13 protein-coding genes are annotated in these 17,514 nt (G+C 70.0%); 7 read left to right on the top strand and 6 right to left on the bottom strand.

Going from position 1 to position 17,514, the window contains the following annotated elements:
* Nucleotides 1-79: 79 nt before the first annotated feature.
* The gene (locus tag ABD976_RS14690) at nt 80-1,345 is read right to left on the bottom strand and encodes a hydroxymethylglutaryl-CoA reductase, degradative (protein WP_345363311.1); all 1,266 of its coding nucleotides are present in this window, start codon (nt 1,343-1,345) and stop codon (nt 80-82) included.
* Nucleotides 1,346-1,435: 90 nt separating this feature from the next.
* Nucleotides 1,436-3,301, bottom strand: a complete 1,866-nt coding sequence (locus ABD976_RS14685) for a helix-turn-helix domain-containing protein (RefSeq protein ID WP_345363309.1) — start codon at nt 3,299-3,301, stop codon at nt 1,436-1,438.
* A gap of 608 nt (nt 3,302-3,909) precedes the next feature.
* On the opposite strand from ABD976_RS14685, the gene ABD976_RS14680 reads away from it, so the two are divergent.
* The 6 genes from ABD976_RS14680 to ABD976_RS14655 all read left to right on the top strand — a co-directional run bounded on the left by ABD976_RS14680 (nt 3,910) and on the right by ABD976_RS14655 (nt 11,327).
* Nucleotides 3,910-4,677 (top strand): alpha/beta fold hydrolase, encoded by a 768-nt coding sequence (locus ABD976_RS14680; RefSeq protein ID WP_345363307.1) that lies wholly within the window; start codon nt 3,910-3,912, stop codon nt 4,675-4,677.
* A 4-nt stretch (nt 4,678-4,681) separates the two neighbouring features.
* Nucleotides 4,682-5,461 (top strand): MerR family transcriptional regulator, encoded by a 780-nt coding sequence (locus ABD976_RS14675; RefSeq protein ID WP_345363305.1) that lies wholly within the window; start codon nt 4,682-4,684, stop codon nt 5,459-5,461.
* Between the two features lie 332 nt (nt 5,462-5,793).
* Nucleotides 5,794-6,747 carry a sugar-binding transcriptional regulator gene (locus ABD976_RS14670; protein ID WP_345363303.1) on the top strand — a complete coding sequence of 318 codons (954 nt, stop codon included), beginning with the start codon at nt 5,794-5,796 and terminating at the stop codon, nt 6,745-6,747.
* Nucleotides 6,748-7,078: 331 nt separating this feature from the next.
* The gene (locus ABD976_RS14665) at nt 7,079-8,578 is read left to right on the top strand and encodes an MFS transporter (RefSeq protein ID WP_345363301.1); all 1,500 of its coding nucleotides are present in this window, start codon (nt 7,079-7,081) and stop codon (nt 8,576-8,578) included.
* A 110-nt stretch (nt 8,579-8,688) separates the two neighbouring features.
* A complete protein-coding gene (locus ABD976_RS14660; protein ID WP_345363299.1) occupies nt 8,689-9,675 on the top strand; it encodes a DUF2804 domain-containing protein in 987 nt (328 codons plus the stop codon).
* A gap of 311 nt (nt 9,676-9,986) precedes the next feature.
* Complete coding sequence (locus tag ABD976_RS14655; RefSeq protein WP_345364259.1) at nt 9,987-11,327, top strand: MFS transporter; 1,341 nt, start codon at nt 9,987-9,989, stop codon at nt 11,325-11,327.
* A 66-nt stretch (nt 11,328-11,393) separates the two neighbouring features.
* Here the strand turns inward: ABD976_RS14655 and ABD976_RS14650 are convergent, their stop codons facing one another.
* From ABD976_RS14650 to ABD976_RS14635, 4 genes are all read right to left on the bottom strand, one after another.
* Entirely contained in the window at nt 11,394-12,047 is a 654-nt protein-coding gene (locus tag ABD976_RS14650) for a GntR family transcriptional regulator (protein ID WP_345363297.1), read from the bottom strand.
* A 248-nt stretch (nt 12,048-12,295) separates the two neighbouring features.
* Nucleotides 12,296-12,832, bottom strand: a complete 537-nt coding sequence (locus tag ABD976_RS14645; protein WP_345363295.1) for a DinB family protein — start codon at nt 12,830-12,832, stop codon at nt 12,296-12,298.
* A 1,008-nt stretch (nt 12,833-13,840) separates the two neighbouring features.
* Complete coding sequence (locus tag ABD976_RS14640; protein WP_345363293.1) at nt 13,841-15,019, bottom strand: M20 aminoacylase family protein; 1,179 nt, start codon at nt 15,017-15,019, stop codon at nt 13,841-13,843.
* 270 nt (nt 15,020-15,289) lie between these two features.
* The gene (locus tag ABD976_RS14635) at nt 15,290-16,216 is read right to left on the bottom strand and encodes a LysR family transcriptional regulator (RefSeq protein WP_345363291.1); all 927 of its coding nucleotides are present in this window, start codon (nt 16,214-16,216) and stop codon (nt 15,290-15,292) included.
* A 126-nt stretch (nt 16,217-16,342) separates the two neighbouring features.
* On the opposite strand from ABD976_RS14635, the gene ABD976_RS14630 reads away from it, so the two are divergent.
* The gene (locus tag ABD976_RS14630; protein WP_345363289.1) at nt 16,343-17,470 is read left to right on the top strand and encodes a diaminopropionate ammonia-lyase; all 1,128 of its coding nucleotides are present in this window, start codon (nt 16,343-16,345) and stop codon (nt 17,468-17,470) included.
* Nucleotides 17,471-17,514: the final 44 nt, after the last annotated feature.

The raw sequence follows: 17,514 nt of genomic DNA, 5'->3' as shown, positions 1-17,514 counted from the left end.
GCCGAGGTGCAGATCCGCACCCGGGGCGGGAGGGCCGGGTCGCCGACGACCATCGGCAGTCCCCGCGCGCGGGGCGAGGTCATCGACCGCGCCGCAGTTCGGCGAGCACGGCTGCCGCGTTGTCGTACCCGAAGGCCTTGTCGGCGATCAACCGCGCGACGACGGGGCCGACCTCGTCGGGTCCCGCACCGGCCGCGATGGCGATGTTCTTGGCGTGCAGGGACATGTGGCCGCGCTGGACGCCCTCGCTGGCGAGCACCCGCAGGGCCGCGATGTTCTGCGCCAGTCCGACGGCGGTGATCAGCTCCGCGAGTTCGGCGGCCGACGACACCCCGGTGAGGGCGACGGCGGCCCGGGCGCCGGGGTGGGTCTTGGTGGCGCCGCCGACCAGACCGACGGGCATCGGCAGTTCCAGCGTGGCGACGAGGTTGCCGTCCGCGTCCTTCTCGAAGGTCGACAGCGCGGTGTAGCGGCCCGCGGAGCCGACCGCGTGGGAGTGGGCGCCGGCCTCGACGGCCCGGGTGTCGTTGCCGGTGGCCAGCACGACCGCGGAGATCCCGTTCATGATGCCCTTGTTGTGGGTCGCGGCGCGGTAGGGATCGCCGGCGGCGAGCTTGTAGGCGTGCACCATGTCGTCGACGACCAGCGGTCCCCCGAGGGCCTCGGCGTCGAGGACGGCGCGGGCCCGGGCCAGCCGCATGTCGGCCTTGTTGGTGAGGATCCGGAGGACGACCCGCCCGCCGGCGATCTCGGCGACCCGGTCGGCGACCGCTTCGGCCATGGTGTTGACCGCGTTGGCGCCCATCGCGTCGCGGACGTCCACGACCAGGTGGGCGACGAGGTACGTCTGGTCCTCGAAGCCGACCGTGCGCACCAGCAGGTCGCGCACCCCACCACCGACCTCGGCGAGCTTGGGGTCCTGGGCGGCGGCGAGCTCCACCAGCTCGGCGCGGGCCTCGAGCAGGCGCAGTCGAGCGGCGTGCGGATCGACGACGTCGACGAGCTGGATCTGGGCCTGCATGATCGGGCCGGTGCTGGAGGTGTGGAAGCCCCCGAGGACGCGGGCGATCCGGGCGCCGTTGCTGGCGGCCGCGATGACGGAGGCCTCCTCGGTGACCATGGGCACCAGCACGTCCGCGCCGTTCACCGTGAGGTTGGCGGCCACCCCGACGGGCAGCGCGAAGGTGCCGAGCACGTTCTCGCTCAGCTGATTCGCGGCCTCGCCGTCGAAGCCGCCCGCGTCGAAGGCCGCGAGCTCGGCGACGTCGATACCCGCCGTCTCGGCGACGACCGCGCGCCGCTCGCTGATGCTCAGGTCGCGCATGCCCGGGATCCGGCTGCTCACCAGTGGTTCCTCCTCGATCGGGTAATCAACCCAGGAAACACCAGCAGGTGACGGCGCGCACAGGTCCGAACCGGCCAGGGAAAAGCCCGTTCACATGTCGGTTTCGGACATCCGGTGCAGTTGCACGGCGATGCCGAGGCGGAACTGCTGCTCGGGTCCTCGCCACCCCGGCCCGAGCAGCTCGGTGATCCGCTCCAGGCGCTGCTTCACCGTGTTGGGGTGCACGAACAGCACGTCCGCGGAGCGGGTGATGCTCGCGTTCTGCGCCAGGTAGGCCGCCAAGGTCGCGACCAGATCGCTCCGGTGATCGGCATCCCACTCGAGCAACGGCGCCAGCAACCCCCGGGCGAAGGCCCGAGCGCGCTGCCCGTTGGCGCCGAACAGCGCGAGGTACGGCGCGTAGTCGCGCGCCGCCACCCCCGCGTCGGCCACGCCGACACCGGGCAGCATCCTGGACAGCGCAGTGACGTCGGCGACCTCGCCCGCAATCTGCTCCACGCGCTGGGTCCCACCGACGACCACGAGGCCCCGGTCCCCCGCCCGGGCGAGCCTGGCGTGCACGCGACCCGCGAGGTCGTGGGGATCCGGCGAGCCGGGCACCAGGGCGACGACCCCGGCATCGTGCTGGGCCACCAGCCAACGCCGGTCCAGGCCGGTCAGGGTCCGGCCGAGGCTCCACCGCTGTTGTTCCCAACCGACGGCGAGCACCGGCGTCCAGCACCCGGTCAGCTCGATTCCGCGCTGCTGGGCGCGTTGCCGCAGGGAGGCCCGGTCGCCGCGCCCCGAAACCAGGTCGGCGACGAGTTCCCCGCGGACCCGTTCCTCCGCATCGGTGACCGCGTCGCGCTGCATGGTGACCAGCGCGTGGCTCTGGGCGCCGCGTTCGACGGTGCGCCGCTGCACGTCGTCGAGCGGCTCCCCGCCGACGAGCAGCACGCCGAGCAGGGTGCGGCCGGCCATCGCCGCGACCAGCCCCAGGACCTCGCCGTGGCCGACGTCGACCCAGCGAGCGGTACCTCGACTGGTCTCCACCGCCGCCAGCACCTCCGGTGCGAGCCGGCCCGCGGTCCACCAGGCGGCGGCCTCCTCGCCGCTGGTGGCCAAGGCGGCCAGGTCCCGGTCGGCGATCGCCACCGGCCTGCCCAACGAGTCGGCCAAGGTCCGCGCGATCGCGTCCGACCCCTCACCGGCGAGCACCAAGCGGGTCAACTGCTCGTGCAGGCTGGCCGACGCCTCCATCGCGGCGGCCCGCCGTTCGGTCTCGGCGCTGGCCGCCTCCGCCCGGGCGGCGGCCTCGCGCTCGGCCGCCAGCAGCCGGGCGGTCTGCAGGATCACCGCCCCCTGGTTGGCGAACGCGGTGAGCAGCGCGATCTGCTCGGTGCTGAAGCCGTGCGTGGAGCGATCCGCCGCGAAGAGCACCCCGAGCACCCGCTCGGAGGCGATCAGCGGCACTCCGAGTATCGACCGCATCTGCTCGGCCTGGACCGCGGCGGTCACCTCCCGGTCGCGCGGGAAGGAGCCGACGTCGTACGCCGCGGTCCACTGCGGCGCGCGGGTCCGCACCACCTTGCTGGCGAGGCCCACCCCGGCCGGCACCCGCAGCTCCCGCATGTTCGTCGACACCGCACCGCGGTTGGCCCGGACGAAGAGCTCGTCGGTCCCCTCGTCGTACTCCGAGAGGTAGGTGAGGTCGGTGCCCATCAACTCGTGGGCGCGGTCCACCAGCTTCTGCAGCAGCGGCTGCAGGTCGCGCACCTCGGCGAGCTCCCGCAGGCTCGACATCAACACCGACAGCTCCCGGTCCCTCGCCCTGAGACGGTCCAGGCGAGCCCGGGCGTCGACCAGGACGCCGGTGGTTTCCGCGTCAAGCCCCCGAGCCGCCCTCCGGAGCTCGGCCTCGGTGACCGGGGAGTCGGCGATGACCAGCTCGATCAGCGCCCGCAGGTCGGTGGTCACACGATCTCCCCGGAACACGGGAGGCCAACGTCGAACAGCATGGGGAAAGGCTAGCGGGCGAATGCCTTCGCCACCGGCACGCTCCGTGGAGCGTGGTCCATACTCGGCACCCGTGGATTGTCGACGCAGACGGCGCTCGGCTGCCCCCCGGCCGGACTGACGAGTGTCCTCGTTGGACCGCCCACCTCCTCAGGTTGTTCGACCACGTCGTCCGAAGCGGTCTCCTGCTCAAGCTCGCCGGATGGGTCTGATCGGACCTCGGCCTCACCGCTGCGGGCATCGCTGGGGCGGTCCCGCGGCACCACGCCTGCCGCAGCCCCACTTCAGGAGCCTCCGCGAGGTTGGGCTACCGGGCGCGACCAGCGTGACGATGGAGAGCACGGTGCCCGCGATGGCCCAGGCCAGCACAGCACCCCGTCCCTGCAGGAGTCCGCCGCGAGCGCGTCCGCGCGGATGCGGCGAAGGGCTCGCCCGGTGCTGACCCCGGCCATGCGGTCGCTAGCGCAGGCGTGGCGCGGTCACGGCACTCGGCCTGGTGGCCACCTTGACCTTGACCCGAGGTCAAGGTGGAGGCTGGTCGCATGGCTCGTTCTTCATCCTCGGCCAGCATGGTGCCCGTCGACGACACGGCCCTGTCGGTCACCGATAGCCGCGGCCCTGGTCGTCCCGTCGTGTACCTGAACGGCTCCTATGCCGGCCAGCGGTCCTGGCGGCGCGTGATCGCCGAGCTCGGCCCTGAATGGCGGCACGTCACCTACGACGAGCGGGCTCGCGGCGGATCGAAGCGGTCGGCGGACTACTCCTTCGAGGGATGTCTCCGAGACGTCGACGCAGTGGTCGAGGCGACCGGGGTGGACCAGCCGCTGCTGGTCGGCTGGTCCTACGGGGCGGCACTGGCGGTGCACTGGGCCGACCGCAACCCGGACCGGGTCGCCGGTGTGGTGTCGGTCGACGGTGCGGTGCCCTGGGGGCTGACCGGCGAGCAGAACCAGGAACGGATCCGGCGGGCTTTTCGCACGATGCGGCTGGGACTGCCGCTCGCGCGCCCGTTCGGCCTGGCCGCCTCGATGACCGCCGCCCAGCACGCCGAGGTCAACATCGAGATCAACGAGGTCTGCGCCGCCCTCGAACCGGTTCTGGACCGGCTGTCCTGCCCGGTGCGCTACGTGTTGGCCTCGGGTGCGAACCTCGGTGGGGATGCTGCGGAGATGGAGCGGATGCGCGCCTCCCTGGAACCGGTGCTCCGCCGGAACCTGAACCTGCGGGTCAGCGCCAAAGTCGGGAGCAACCACACGCAGATCCTGCGCAAGGACTTCCGGGCGATCGCCGCCGCTGCACGGGAGGTCGCTGCCGAGCGAGCCCGGAAGGATCGCTGAGTCGATGACCGACGGGGTGACCATCGGCCAGGCGGCCGCGTTCGCCGATGTGACGATCAAGGCGGTGCGGCACTACCACAAGCTCGGCTTGGTCGACGAGCCGGCGCGCGACAGCTCGGGGTACCGGCGATACGGCTCAGCCGAGCTGTTGAGACTGGTCCAGGTCCGGACCCTGGCCGCCGCCGGGGTGCCGTTGGCCGACATCGGCCCGATCCTCGACTCCGACACCGCCCTGTTCGCCGAGGCGCTCGCCGACGTCGAGCAGCTCCTCACCGCACGGATCGCCGAGTTGACCGCGCAGCGCGACATGCTCCACCGGCTCACCTCCGGCGACCGAACCTTGTTGCCCGACCGCGCCGTGGCGATGCTGGAGGGGATGCCGGCCCTCGGCTTCACCCCGCAGGACGTGCTGACCGCCCGAGAATCCTTCGTGCTGGCCAAGGCCCTGGTCCCAGAAGGCTTCGACGACTACCTCACCGACATCGAGCACGCGCTGCGCGACCCCGGCTTCGTGGAACTGACCAAGCGCAGCGCCGAGGTCATCGGATGGGAACCGAATGATCCCCGCGTCGCCGAACTGGCCACCGACATGGCCGAGCACTACCTCGCCAACCCTGCGCAGCTGCGGATCGTGACCGGTCTGCAGGCCCACACGGAGACCGCGACCCGGTACCGGTTGATCGCCCACCACGGCGAGGAGCAGAACTCCGCCGCCGCTCGCTTGGCCTCGCTCGTCGAGACGAAGCTCCGCGCCGCCGGCATCGACATTCCCAGACCGGATTGAGGCTGAACGTGCACCCGGCAAAGCCGCGACGGCGTCCGGCTGCACTGCCTCGACCCCTACCCCGACACGGCACCCGTGGTCCGACGCATCTCCGACGAGTACCTGCGGAGCCAGTCACCGCGATAGCGTCCTGGCCGAGAACCTTCGGACGACCACCAAGAGAGCGTCAATCCCCCGCGAGCACCAATTTCCAGCCGACCGAGCGCGGAGCACGACGAGCTCGACGTGCTCCCGCAACGTGCAGGTGGAGGAGATGATGGGGACGTGAAAGCCATCGGACGCCCCACTCGCCACCCGGCGCCTACTCGTACCACGCCCGGTGAGGGTGCGGTATGAGGAAGAACGAGCACACCGCCTACGAGGCGGCGCTCCTGTACTACTTCCAAGGCGAGACGATGGAGGCCATCGCACGCCGCCTCGGGGTCTCCCGGTCCACCGTCTCCCGCCTGCTCTCCGAGGCTCGGGAAACCGGCGTCGTGAAGATCAGCCTCCAGGATCCCGGCACGACCCCGGAGTCCCTGTCGAGCGACCTGGGCCACGAGTTCGGCGTGCGCGTCCATCTCGTGTCCGTGCGCGAAAGCGACACCGAGGTGCGCCGCCTCGACCTCGTCGCGCGGGTCGCCGCACGCCTGGTCGCCAGCTGGATGGAGCCCGGCACGGTACTCGGGATCGCGTGGGGCACGACGATCGCGGCAGTGACCCAGCACCTCACCCCGCACCCGTGCCCGGAAAGCGCGGTCGTCCAGCTCAACGGTGCCGCCAATGCCAACACCTCGGGCGTCAACCACGCAGGCGCGATCGTCGCCGCTGCCGCCACCGCTTTCGACGCCAGCATGCACCACTTTCCCGTCCCCGCGTTCTTCGACTACACGACGACCAAGGAAGCCATGTGGCGAGAGCGTTCGATACGCCGGGTGCTCGCCTTGCAACGCCGGGCTGACATGGCGCTGTTCGGAGTCGGTTCCCTCGCCGGTGGACTGGCGTCCCACGTCTACGCGGCGGGCTATCTGGACGACGAGGACATGGAGACGCTGCGTCGGGAGAAGGTCGTCGGTGACGTCTGCACGGTGATGCTGCGCGCGGACGGCTCGTACGCGGACATCCCGCTCAACGAGCGAACCACGGGCCCCCGACCGCACGAGCTCAAACTGGTGAGGCGCCGCGTCTGCGTGGTCGCCGGCGAATCGAAGGTCCCGGCGCTCCGCGCCGCACTGCGCGCGGGGACGATCACCGATCTCATCATCGATGAGGACACGGCTGGCCAGCTTCGTCAACACCATCCGTGATCAGGCCCTTCACCAGCCGGATGAATGGGAGGATTCCCACGCCTCATCCGTGACCGTGCACGTCCGTGCACGATCTTGCACCACTGTGCTGACGTGTGCGAACTTCCCGTCAAGGCCGCCGCCGGGCCGCTCTGACTGCTCATGCGGCAGATCGATGGGGAGAACGATGGTGTCGAGCACGCGAAGCACGGACCCGTCACCCCCTCCCCTCGGAGGACCACTCGAAACGTGAGGTCCGTCCTCTTTGCGCGGCATCCATGGCTCGCCCCATGCAGGCGCTCGTGGTGATCGACCACTTCGCTGGAATGGGCGTTGAGGTCTGCGGCCATCCGTGAGCGGCCCACCTGCGGTCGGCCGAGATCACCGGGCGGACCTTCGTATTGAAGAAACTGAAGCGAGGACGACGATGTCAACGCCGGGTTCAAGCACCTTCGACACAGCGAGAAGCACAGCCGACGACGCATCCGGGCAACCAGGTCGCTGGGAAAAGATCGGTTACGGGATGGGCGGTGCCGCCAACAACGTCATTTGGACCGGCATCTCGACGTTCCTGGTCTTCTTCTACACCGACGTCGCGGGTATCGCTGCCGGGGTCATCGGCACCATCCTGTTCTTCTCCCGGATCCTCGACGGGGTCAGCGACGTGGCGATGGGCGTCATCCTCGACAAGACCCGTTCCCGGCACGGGAAAGCGCGGCCCTGGTTGCTGTGGCTTGCCATCCCCTTCGCGATCGCCGCGGTCCTGCTGTTCACCGTTCCGGTTGGCAGCAGCGGCGTCACGGAGATCGTCTACGTCATCATCACCTACAACATCGCCTTGCTGATCTACACGGCGGTGGAGATCCCGCACGGCACGCTCGGCGCGTTGATGACCTACGACCAGCACCAGCGGTCCATCCTGAACGTGGCGAAGATGGTCGGCGCCTACGTGGCCATCATCGCGATCAGCAACGTCACCATCCCGTTCGTCGACGCACTCGGCGGCGGCCAGTCCGGCTGGATTTCCGCGTTCGTCGTGTACGGCATCATCGCCGCCGCGATCTACTTCATCACCTTCCGGTCCACGGTGGAACGCACCGACCCGTCGTCGAACGAGCGGGGTGGCGATACCCGCCCGTCGGTCAAGGACGGACTCGGCTCCTTGCTGCGCAACAAGTACTGGGCGATCGTCACCGCGGTGCTGCTGCTGATGTACGTGTTCAACGGCATCACCGCCGGCATGGCCGTGTACTTCGCGAAGTACGTCGTCGGAGACCCAGCGCTGGTCGGTGCGCTGGCGACCGCGCTGACCCTCTCGACGCTGATCGGGATCCTGTTCGTCGTCCCGGTGGCCAAGCGCTTCGGCAAGCGCAACACCGCGATCGTCGGTTGCGCCGTCGCGGTCGTCGGATCGTTGATCATCCTCATCGACCCGGACAACGTTGCGCTGGCCACCATCGGGCAGGTGGTGCGCGGGTTCGGCAAGGCGGCCGTCATGGGGATCATCTTCGCGATGCTGGCCGACACGATGGAGTACGGCCAGTGGCGGACCGGGATCCGGATCGAAGGTCTGATCTACAGCGGCGCCAGCATGGGCATCAAGATCGGGACCGGACTGGGCAGCGCGCTGATCGGTTGGAGTCTCGCGCTGAGCGGTTACGTCGGCACCCAGGCCGTGCAGTCGCCCGGGGCGATCTCGGCGATCTCCGCGCTGTTCATCTGGGTTCCGGTGGTCGTCAGCCTCATGATGATCGTGCTGCTGTTCTTCCACAAGCTCGACGCGGAATACCCGAAGATCCTCGAGGACCTCGGCAAGAGCCCCGGCGTGAACCATCCGCGGTGGCGCGCGTAGTCCCGCGCACCCGAGTCGATCCGGTGGCGAGTGGGAGGCCCGACGCACCGGTGCGAGGCCACGTCCGGGAGCCCGCACGACTGAACAACCCCTTCCGTATGGAGCCGTCAATGGAACGAGAAATCGACCACACCGTGAACCTGTGCCTTCCCAACGGCAGGCTGAACCCTCGGGCGATCGGCTGGAGCCGGTTCCCCCGGCACCGGGACAACCTGACGGGTTGGGGCCGCAACAAGCGCTTCGACTACTGGTGCGTGACCACTCCCGAGGTGGTGCTGGCGTTCTCGATCTCCGACACCGACTACAAATCCGGGTTCTCCCTGTTCTGCCTGGACCTGGCGACACGTGAATCGGTGGCCGACGCCGAGGTCAGGTGGTTGCAGCGCAACCACGCCATGTCCGCCCCGTGGGGTACCCGGCCGATCGTGGGCAGCGGAAAGCGCTTCGATGTGGGGATCCACCCGTGCGACGGCGGGGTTCGGTTGACCGCGAACGCCGGCCGCGTGACGGCGGAGCTGTTCGTGGAGATCGGCGAGGACCACGAGTCGATGGGCGTCCTCGTTCCCTGGAGCAGCAGGCTCTTCCAGTACACCCGGAAGGACAACTGCCTACCGGTGACGGGCCGGATCGTCCTCGACGGCCGCGAGCACGTCGTCGGCGGTGAGGACTCCTACGCGACGATGGACCACGGCCGGGGCCGCTGGCCCTATTCGATCGTGTGGAACTGGGCATCGGCCAGCGGCTCCACCGACGGACACGAGATCGGCCTCCAGTTCGGTGCGAAGTGGACGGCTGGCACGCCCTCCACGGAGAACTCGCTGCGCATCGACGGCCACATCGAGAAGATCAGCACCGAGCTCGAGTGGCTCTACGACCCCGCGGATTGGATGGCGCCGTGGCGGATCCGCGGCAGCGGCGTCGACGTGCGGTTCCAGCCGGTTTTCCACCGCGCCTCGAAGTTCGACAAGGTGATCGTCCGCAGCCGGGAGGACCAGGTGTTCGGTCGATTCTCCGGCACCGTCACCTCGCGAGCCGGACGCACCTACCAGGTCCGCGACCACTTCGGCTGGGCCGAAGAAGTGCACCGCCGCTGGTAGCGGGCGAGTTTGCCGAGGCGGCGTTGACGCCGTCGGCGGTGGAAACTCACAGCTTGCACCACGGGTTCATCGCGCGCTCGGTCGCGGCGACGAACAGCGGGGAACGTTCGCGGGCCCTTTCCTGTTGGGGATCGCTGTCCTGGACAGCGGCGGCTGCCCGCGTCCGCGACGGCCCGTGCATACCGCATCCCGTCCACGCTCAGCCATGACCGCATCGTAGGGACCGAACTCGCCGACCGGTCCGCCGTGACCACCAGCGGACCGGGTCGACATCACCCGATCGTGCATCTAGGATCCAAGTTGTGTCCAACATGCCGCGCCGTCGGAACGCGAGGCGAACCCAGCCGAAGACATCCGCCAGCCGAGCGTCGCACTCCGCTGAACCGGACATCGCGGGCGTCCAGCGGAGGACGGTCCGCGCGCTCGCGAGTGCGCAGATCATCGGAACCGTGGGGATCGGCGTCATCCCCACGGTCGGCGTGCTGCTCGCCGGGGAGATCACCGACAGCGATGTCTGGGCCGGGCTGGCGCGAGCGGGCAGCACGGTCGGCGCTGCGCTCGCCGGAGTGCCCCTGGCCCTGCTCGCCGCCCGCAGCGGCCGGAACCGCGCGCTGTCCACGGGGTGGGCCGTAGCCGCCATCGGTGCGGCCCTGCTGGTCATGGCCGCTCAGCAGGACAGCGCGACCGCTCTGTTCATCGGGCTGCTCCTGACCGGTGCCGGTACCGCGGCCCAGTTCCAGGCCCGCTTCGCCGCCACGGACCTGGCAGGCCCGGCGCACAGCGGACGCGCGCTGGCGACCGTGGTGTGGGTCGGGTCGATCGGCTCGATGCTCGGCCCGAACCTGGGCACACCGGGCGCTGCCTTGGCCGAGTCCGCGGGCCTGGCGCCGTTGGGCGGTGCCTTCGTCTTCGCCGCCGTCGCGCTCGCGGCCGCTGCGGTGCTGACGACGCTGCTCCTGCGTCCCGACCCGCTGCTGGCAGCGCGCCACCACGCGAGGTCCACGCCCACCGACGCGCGCGGCGATCAGGGGCGTGGTCTGGGCGCAACGGCGAATCCGTCGGGGAGGTTCCGCGACGGATTCCGGGTTCTCGCTGCCCACGGCACCGCCCGCACCGCCTTCCTCGCGGTCGTCAGCGCGCAGGTCGTGATGGTCGCCATCATGACCATGACCCCGGTTCACCTGGCCGGTCACGGCGACGGTCTCACGGTGATCGGGCTGACCATCAGCCTGCACATCGTCGGGATGTACGCCCTGGCACCCGTGGCCGGCTGGGTCACCGACCGCGCGGGAGCGCCATCCGCGATCCTCGTCGGTCTCGTCCTGTTCGCGGGGTCGTTCGTGGCAGCCGTGGCCGGGCAGTCGAGCACCGCACTCGTCACCACAGCACTCGTCCTGCTCGGACTCGGCTGGTCGTTCATGAGCGTGGCCGGATCGAGCTGGCTGAGCGCCTCCGTGCCCGATGCGGCACGCCCGTCGATCCAGGGCCTGGCGGACGCCAGCTCGCACTTGGCCGCCGCGACCGGTGCGTTCCTGGCAGGCCCGCTGATGGCCGCAGTGGGGTTCGACGGGTTGTCGCTCGTCGCCGCGGCGACCTTGCTGCCCGTGTGCGCTTCGCTGGTGCGCCGCAGCCTCAGGCGCGCAGCAGCGTAGGACTTCCAGGTGCGCCGCGGATCGGTGCGGGCTGCCACGCGGTCGGACCGGGCACCGACCGCTGTCTCAGCCGACGCTCTCCCCCTCACCGCCCGCGGCGCGCACGAGCGGCTTGAAGATCTCGTCCCGGTGCTGGCGCAGCGTCTCGGCGAAGGCCACGACTTCGCCCGCCACGGCCAGTTCCATCAGTTCGCGATGTTCTCCGACCACCTCGGAGGCGCGTTCGACGACCACGGATTCGCTTCGCAGCAGCATCATCGCCTGGCGATCCCGCAGCTTGTCGTAGAAGTCGGTGAACAGCGGGTTCCCGGCCAGCTCGACGAACACGCGGTGAAAGCGGATGGCGAAGTCGACGAAGGTGTCGAACGGACCGTCCGCCAGCGCCCGTTCCTGCTTGACCAGCATCTCCTCGAGACGAGGCCGGACCGCCGCACGGTCCTCCTCCCCCGCCCGCTCGACCCCGATGATCTGCAGGGTCTGCCGCACGTCAGCCGAGTGGTGCAGCTCCTCGGCGCTCAACCCCCGAACGAGGGCTCCGCGCTTCGAGTAGATGGTCACCCAGCCCTCGTCCTGCAGCCGGGCCAACGCCGTGCGCACCGGGGTCCGGCTGACTCCGAGCGCGCTGGCCAGCTCGCTCTCGCTCAGCATGACGCCGGGCTCGTACCGGCCCTCGATGATCGCCCCGCGGATCTCCGCGTGCGCGCGATCGACCGCGCTCACCGCGGACCTCTTCGACGATGCTCCGAGCTTCGAGGACATGCTCACACGATAACGGCCCCGGTCAGCAGGCGTCCGGAGTCGCCCGCAGCACCCGCGGTCCGGCGCGAAGGATCAGGTGAGCACGGTCCGCCAGGCAGGAGACGATCACCAAACGCCCACCCGACATGCCCGCGAGCCCGGCCACCAGCAGGACCGGCAGGCTCGCACCTCGTGGTGCGCAGCGGTTCTGCGCTCACGAGCGACGGCGGTCACGGGTTCCACCCGCAGACGACCAGATAGCCGTCGACGGTGGTGATCCGGTCAGAGGTCGGGTCGTCGGGCAGCGGGTGGCCGAGGTCGCGGTGGCGGACCTCCCCGATCCAGCGGTCGTGCTGGTACTCGTGGTTGATCACCGCGGTCAGCAGGGCCTGCGCGACGATCTTGAGCTGCCCCGGAGCCCCGACCGCGCCAGCTCCGATGTCGTTCATGCGAGCGTGGACGACGTCGGCCACCGTGGCGCGGAAGTCGGCTAGGCGCCGGGGGTCCGGCAGCGGCAACCGGTTCGCCTCCGGGTTGGCCGAGTCCATGATGCCGTCCAGTTCCGGTGCCGGGCTCGGTTCGGCGGCGGTGAGGTTGCGGACCATGAAGTGCGCCACGTGCGCCTGGTGCCCCAGGTGCCACCCGATGGGGCTGAAGTCCTGGACGGGACGCCAGTGCAGCTCCTCGGCCGTCAGGTCGCGCCAGAGCTCATCGGTGTGGGCGCGTGCGCGGTCGTACTCGGCCAGCAGTTCAGCGATCTCGAACATCTCGTCCTCCCGGGAATCTCAGTGCGTGACGGCTGGTGCGGACGCAACGGCCTCGACGGCGCGTTCCGCGGCCTGGAGCGCTCCTTCGACGTGGCCCGGTGCTGCGGTCGAGATCTCGGCGGAGGCCCGGCGCAGCCTCCCGTCCCATGCCGGTTGCCGGTAGAGGGAGTGGCCGAACAGGGCGTAGTCCGTCCCCGACGCCCGCCCCCGAGGACAGGTGCGGGCTCCGGCAGCTTCGCCGCGAGCGCATCGGCCAGTCCGTGCGCTCCCCGCCCCGCCGCACCCGAAACCTGCCCCGGGAGCCGTTCCGCTCACGGCTGCAGGACCAGCCGGAACCGGGCGTCGCCGCCACGGCAGCACCGGCCTCGCCGAGCGCGCGGGTTTCGGCCCACGGACGGATCCCCGTTCGAGCGGCGAAGCGCGGGGCGTCCTGGATCTCGGTGGGACTGCCGGTGACGTACCCGCGCACGCACCTCTCCGACAACGGCTCCGGCGGCACGACCTCAGCGGCGGCCAGGAACCCATCGGGTTCGGCCACCTGGACCGCGTGATGCGAAGCAACGGGCATCGATCAGAAGCCTTTCCTCCGACTGCCGCATCATGCCGAAACGCGATATCTCGCCCTTTCCCCGAGGAGTTCTTCACCAGCGCGACCATCGAACTGCGGGCCGGCTTTCTGGTCCGCACCACGCGGTACGGCGGTCGACACCACCTGCTTGGGATCCAAGTTGCATCCAACTTAGCCCTCTGCCGCGCCCGCCGCAATCCCGCCCGGGCGGACGCCACGATTGGCACGCGACAGGCGCGGCACACCCGACTGCATGCCGCTCGGCGGCACGAGGGGGTTCACCGCGGTCGCACCGGTACCGGTGCAGCCAGGGCACGAACTCACCGCTACCCGACGAGCGACGAAACAGCCGAACGCATCGACTGCGAGCCACGTCGCGCTGGAGGACGTGCCTGGACGGCCCGCGGGACGCGCCAGGCCAGACGCAGTCTGCCTCGAGGTCAGGTCGAGACAGGCAGGAGTGACCGGATGAGGGTCACGTAGTACTCGACGCCGACCGCGAGGATGTCATCGTTGAAGTCGTAGTCGCTGCTGTGCAGCGGAGTTCCACCCTTGCCGGGCTCCGTTCCGTTGCCGATGAAGGCGAAGCAGCCGGGAACCTCGCGCGCGAAGACGCCGAAGTCCTCGCTCCCCATCACGGGGTCCGCGGTGGTGTTCACGCCGTCCGGGCCGACGACGCTGATTGCGGCGCGGGCGGCGGCCTCGACGCAACCGGGGTGGTTGACGGTGGGCTCGAACTCATGGATGTAGCTCACGGTGCAACTGGCGCCGTAGCCGGCGCACAGGCCCTCGGCGATTCCACGGATACGTCGTTCGAGGATCTCGCGGACCTCGGGCGTGTAGCTTCGGGTGTCGCCGCGGATGATGACCTCGCTCGGGATGGCGTTGCGCGACCCGTCGGTCACCACCTCGGTGCAGGACACGACCGCCGACTGGCTCGGCGGGATGTTTCGAGCCACCACCGTCTGCAGTGCGAGGATGATCTCAGCACCCACCACGAGCGGATCGACGAGCACCTCGGGCATCGAGGCGTGACCGCCGCGTCCGCGGATGCGGATCTCGAAGTTGTCCTCGCTGGCCAGGAGGGCACCCTCGCGCAGGTGGAAGTGGCCGGCCGGGACGCTCGGCAGGTTGTGGAGGCCATAGATGCGGTCGACCGGAAACGTGTCGAAGAGGCCGTCGTCGACCATGGCGCGTGCGCCCCGCCCCGGCTCTTCGGCCGGCTGGAAGATGAAGCGCACCGTCCCGTCGAAGCCCCCACCGGCTGCGAGTGCGGCGGCGGCACCCAGGACCATCGTCATGTGCCCGTCATGCCCGCACGCATGCATCGCACCGCCGTTCCGGGAGATGTGGGCGTGGTCCCCGGCTTCCGCCAGCGGCAGGCAGTCCATGTCGGCGCGGAGCCCGATGACTCCGGCTCCCGAGCCACGGGTGAGCGTGGCGACGAGACCGGTGCCCCCGATTCCACCAGTCACCTCGACCCCGCCGAGCGTCTCCAGGATGCCGGCGAGATAGGCCGCAGTGCCGTGCTCCTGAAACGGCAATTCGGGGTTCCGGTGCAGGTGGTGGCGCCACGAGCGCAGGTTCTCGCAGAGCTCGGAGGTCAGCGTTGTTTCCACGGTGACAATCCCCATTCCTTCGTTCGTCGCCGGTCGAGCGCCCCGCGCGGTAGGTGCCCGAGCGCTGCCGCGTCGGTACTTCGATCGGCCCAGTCGACGGCGGTGGAGCCCAGCGGCGAGGACCTCCGCGCTCCGAGGCGGGCTGGAACCAGCACCGTGCGGCCTGCATCACTGGACGAGGCCTCATCCTCCGTGAACCCGACGGGGAAGAAAAAGCGGTGATTCGTGTTCGTTCGAGTGAAGTAGAAGTGGACGATCGGGTGCAGGCCCCTATCGGCCGAGTTCGCCTACCCGGAGCTGGGCGGAGGCGCGTTCCAGTGCCGTGCGGACGACCGAGGAGGCCGGGAGCGAGTACGAGGCTTCACGGGACACCAGGAGCACTCGGCGGCGTTGGATGCCGGGCGCCGTCGGGAACTTCCGCAGGCTCGTTGAAGCGGCTTCGAGGGCCAGCCCGGGTAGCACGGCGACCGCGAGTCCGGCTTCGACGAACTGGAGCTGGACGGCGAGGTCTTCCGAGGAGCAGACGATCCTCGGCTCGAACCCGTGCTTGCGGCACTCGTCGACGACCCAGGTGCGAGGCGCCGAAGCCGCCACTTCCACGGCCCACCCGGCACCGGACAACTGGGCGAAGGTGTCGCACGCGGGGTCGATCGAGTCCGCGATCGAGGCGTTCATCGCCAGCCACAGGCCGTCCTCCAGGAGCGTGTCGACTACGACGCCGGGCATCGACGGCAGCGGGATACCCGGGTAGGACTCAGCGATCACCAGGTCGAAGTCGCCCGAGCTCAAGGCGGGCAGGGTTCGTTCCGGCTCGCCCTGGTGGAATTCGACGATCAGGTCCGGGTACCGGTCCTGCAGCTCACGGAGGGCGCGCGGCACGAAGGTCAACGCCGCGGACTGGAACGCCGCCAGCCGGACCGTGCCTCGCGGATGCTCCAGCGATGCCGCCACATCGACCTGCGCTCGCTCCACCAGGCCGAGGATCTTCTCGGCGTGGTCGGCGAGGAGGAGTCCCTGCGGCGTGAGCCGGATTCGCCGCCCGACAGGCTCGATGAGACGGACGCCGACTTCCTTCTCGAGCTGGCGCACCTGCTGCGAGACGGCCGAGGTGCTGTACGAGAGCGCCTCGGCGACCGCGGACAACGTCTTGCGGTGGTGGAGCTCGCGCAGCACTCGCAGTCGACCGACGTTCAGCATCCTGCTCACTCCTCCGGCACGGCCGCGCTCCTGGTGCGCCCCCACCCAATCGTGAAGCAGAAGTTGCAATGGTAGTGCGGGAACTCGTGCTTTTCCTGCACGGTCTCCGCGCGGAGGATGGGGTGCATGTCGCTCAAGCACTGGTACCACAACCCCGACGCCCGCCAGTGGCGCACCGAGCCGCCTCGTTCGGCGCTGGCGTTCCACCGGTCCCTTGACGGCTACCAACCGACTTCGCTGACCTCCCTGCCAGCCCTGGCCGACGAGCTCGGCGTCGGCCAGGTGCATGCCAAGGACGAGTCCCAGCGCCTGGGACTTCCCGCGTTCAAGGTGCTTGGTGCGTCCTGGGCCACCTGTCGCGCGCTGTGCGAGCGGCTGGGGCTCGAAGCGGTCGACATGACCCTCCCGCGGCTGCGCGACCACCTCCTCGCGGCGTTGCCGGTGGCGGCACGCCCGGTCCTGGTCACGGCGACGGACGGAAATCACGGGTGGGCGGTGGCGCGCGTCGCGGCTCTCCTCGGCCTCGCCGCGCGCGTCTACATCCCGACCGGGGTCAGCGAGAACGCCGTGTCCGGCATCCGAGGTGAGGGCGCCGAGCTCGTCGCCTTGGACCGGACCTACGACGAGGTCATCGAAGCCGCCGCCGAGGCAGCAGCCAACAGCGAGACGGACCTGCTCATCCAGGACACGGCGTGGGAGGGCTACGTCGACATCCCGCGCTGGATCGTCGAAGGCTACGGAACCTTGTTCCGCGAGATCGACGACGCCATGGCAGCCTACGAGCTACCCGGCCCGCACCTCGTAGCGTGCCCGGTCGGCGTCGGGTCGTTCGCCCACGCGATGGTCGACCACTACAGGTCCCCGGACGGCGACCCGCCCGCCCTGCTGAGCGTCGAACCCGAGACCGCTGCCTGCATCGCGGAGTCGCTGGTGGCCGCCCATCCGGTGAGCGTCGACACCAGCTACCCCTCGATCATGACCGGCCTGAACTGCGGTACGCCGTCCGGGCTCGGATGGCCCAGCCTCCTGGCCGGACTCGACGCAGCGGTCAGCGTCACCGAGGACGAATGCCGTCAGGCGGTCCGGGACCTCACCGCCCTCGGCCAAGTCGCAGGCCCCTGTGGTGCGGCGACGCTCGCCGGCGTCCGGAAGGTGCTGGCCGACAGCAGCCGGCGCGAGCAGTTGGGCATCACCCGGAGCTCGGTCCTCGTACTGCTCATCACCGAAGGCCTTGCCGCGAACCCGCTGCGCTGAACACAGAACGTCCGAGGCATGAGGCTCGCGCTGCCGCTCGCGTC

Origin of the sequence: Saccharopolyspora cebuensis (assembly GCF_039542665.1) — a bacterium.
Classification (GTDB): domain Bacteria; phylum Actinomycetota; class Actinomycetes; order Mycobacteriales; family Pseudonocardiaceae; genus Saccharopolyspora; species Saccharopolyspora cebuensis.
The sequence above is the reverse complement of the archived record's forward strand: the minus strand, read 5'-3'. Positions and strand labels throughout refer to the sequence as shown.

What these genes read in the sequence shown, in the direction of transcription:
- ABD976_RS14635 (WP_345363291.1), bottom strand. Translation starts at nt 16,216, where the DNA reads ATGCTGAACGTCGGTCGACTGCGAGTGCTGCGCGAGCTCCACCACCGC.
- ABD976_RS14660 (WP_345363299.1), top strand. Translation starts at nt 8,689, where the DNA reads ATGGAACGAGAAATCGACCACACCGTGAACCTGTGCCTTCCCAACGGC.
- ABD976_RS14670 (WP_345363303.1), top strand. Translation starts at nt 5,794, where the DNA reads ATGAGGAAGAACGAGCACACCGCCTACGAGGCGGCGCTCCTGTACTAC.
- ABD976_RS14680 (WP_345363307.1), top strand. Translation starts at nt 3,910, where the DNA reads ATGGTGCCCGTCGACGACACGGCCCTGTCGGTCACCGATAGCCGCGGC.
- ABD976_RS14630 (WP_345363289.1), top strand. Translation starts at nt 16,343, where the DNA reads ATGTCGCTCAAGCACTGGTACCACAACCCCGACGCCCGCCAGTGGCGC.
- ABD976_RS14655 (WP_345364259.1), top strand. Translation starts at nt 9,987, where the DNA reads ATGCCGCGCCGTCGGAACGCGAGGCGAACCCAGCCGAAGACATCCGCC.
- ABD976_RS14675 (WP_345363305.1), top strand. Translation starts at nt 4,682, where the DNA reads ATGACCGACGGGGTGACCATCGGCCAGGCGGCCGCGTTCGCCGATGTG.
- ABD976_RS14645 (WP_345363295.1), bottom strand. Translation starts at nt 12,832, where the DNA reads ATGTTCGAGATCGCTGAACTGCTGGCCGAGTACGACCGCGCACGCGCC.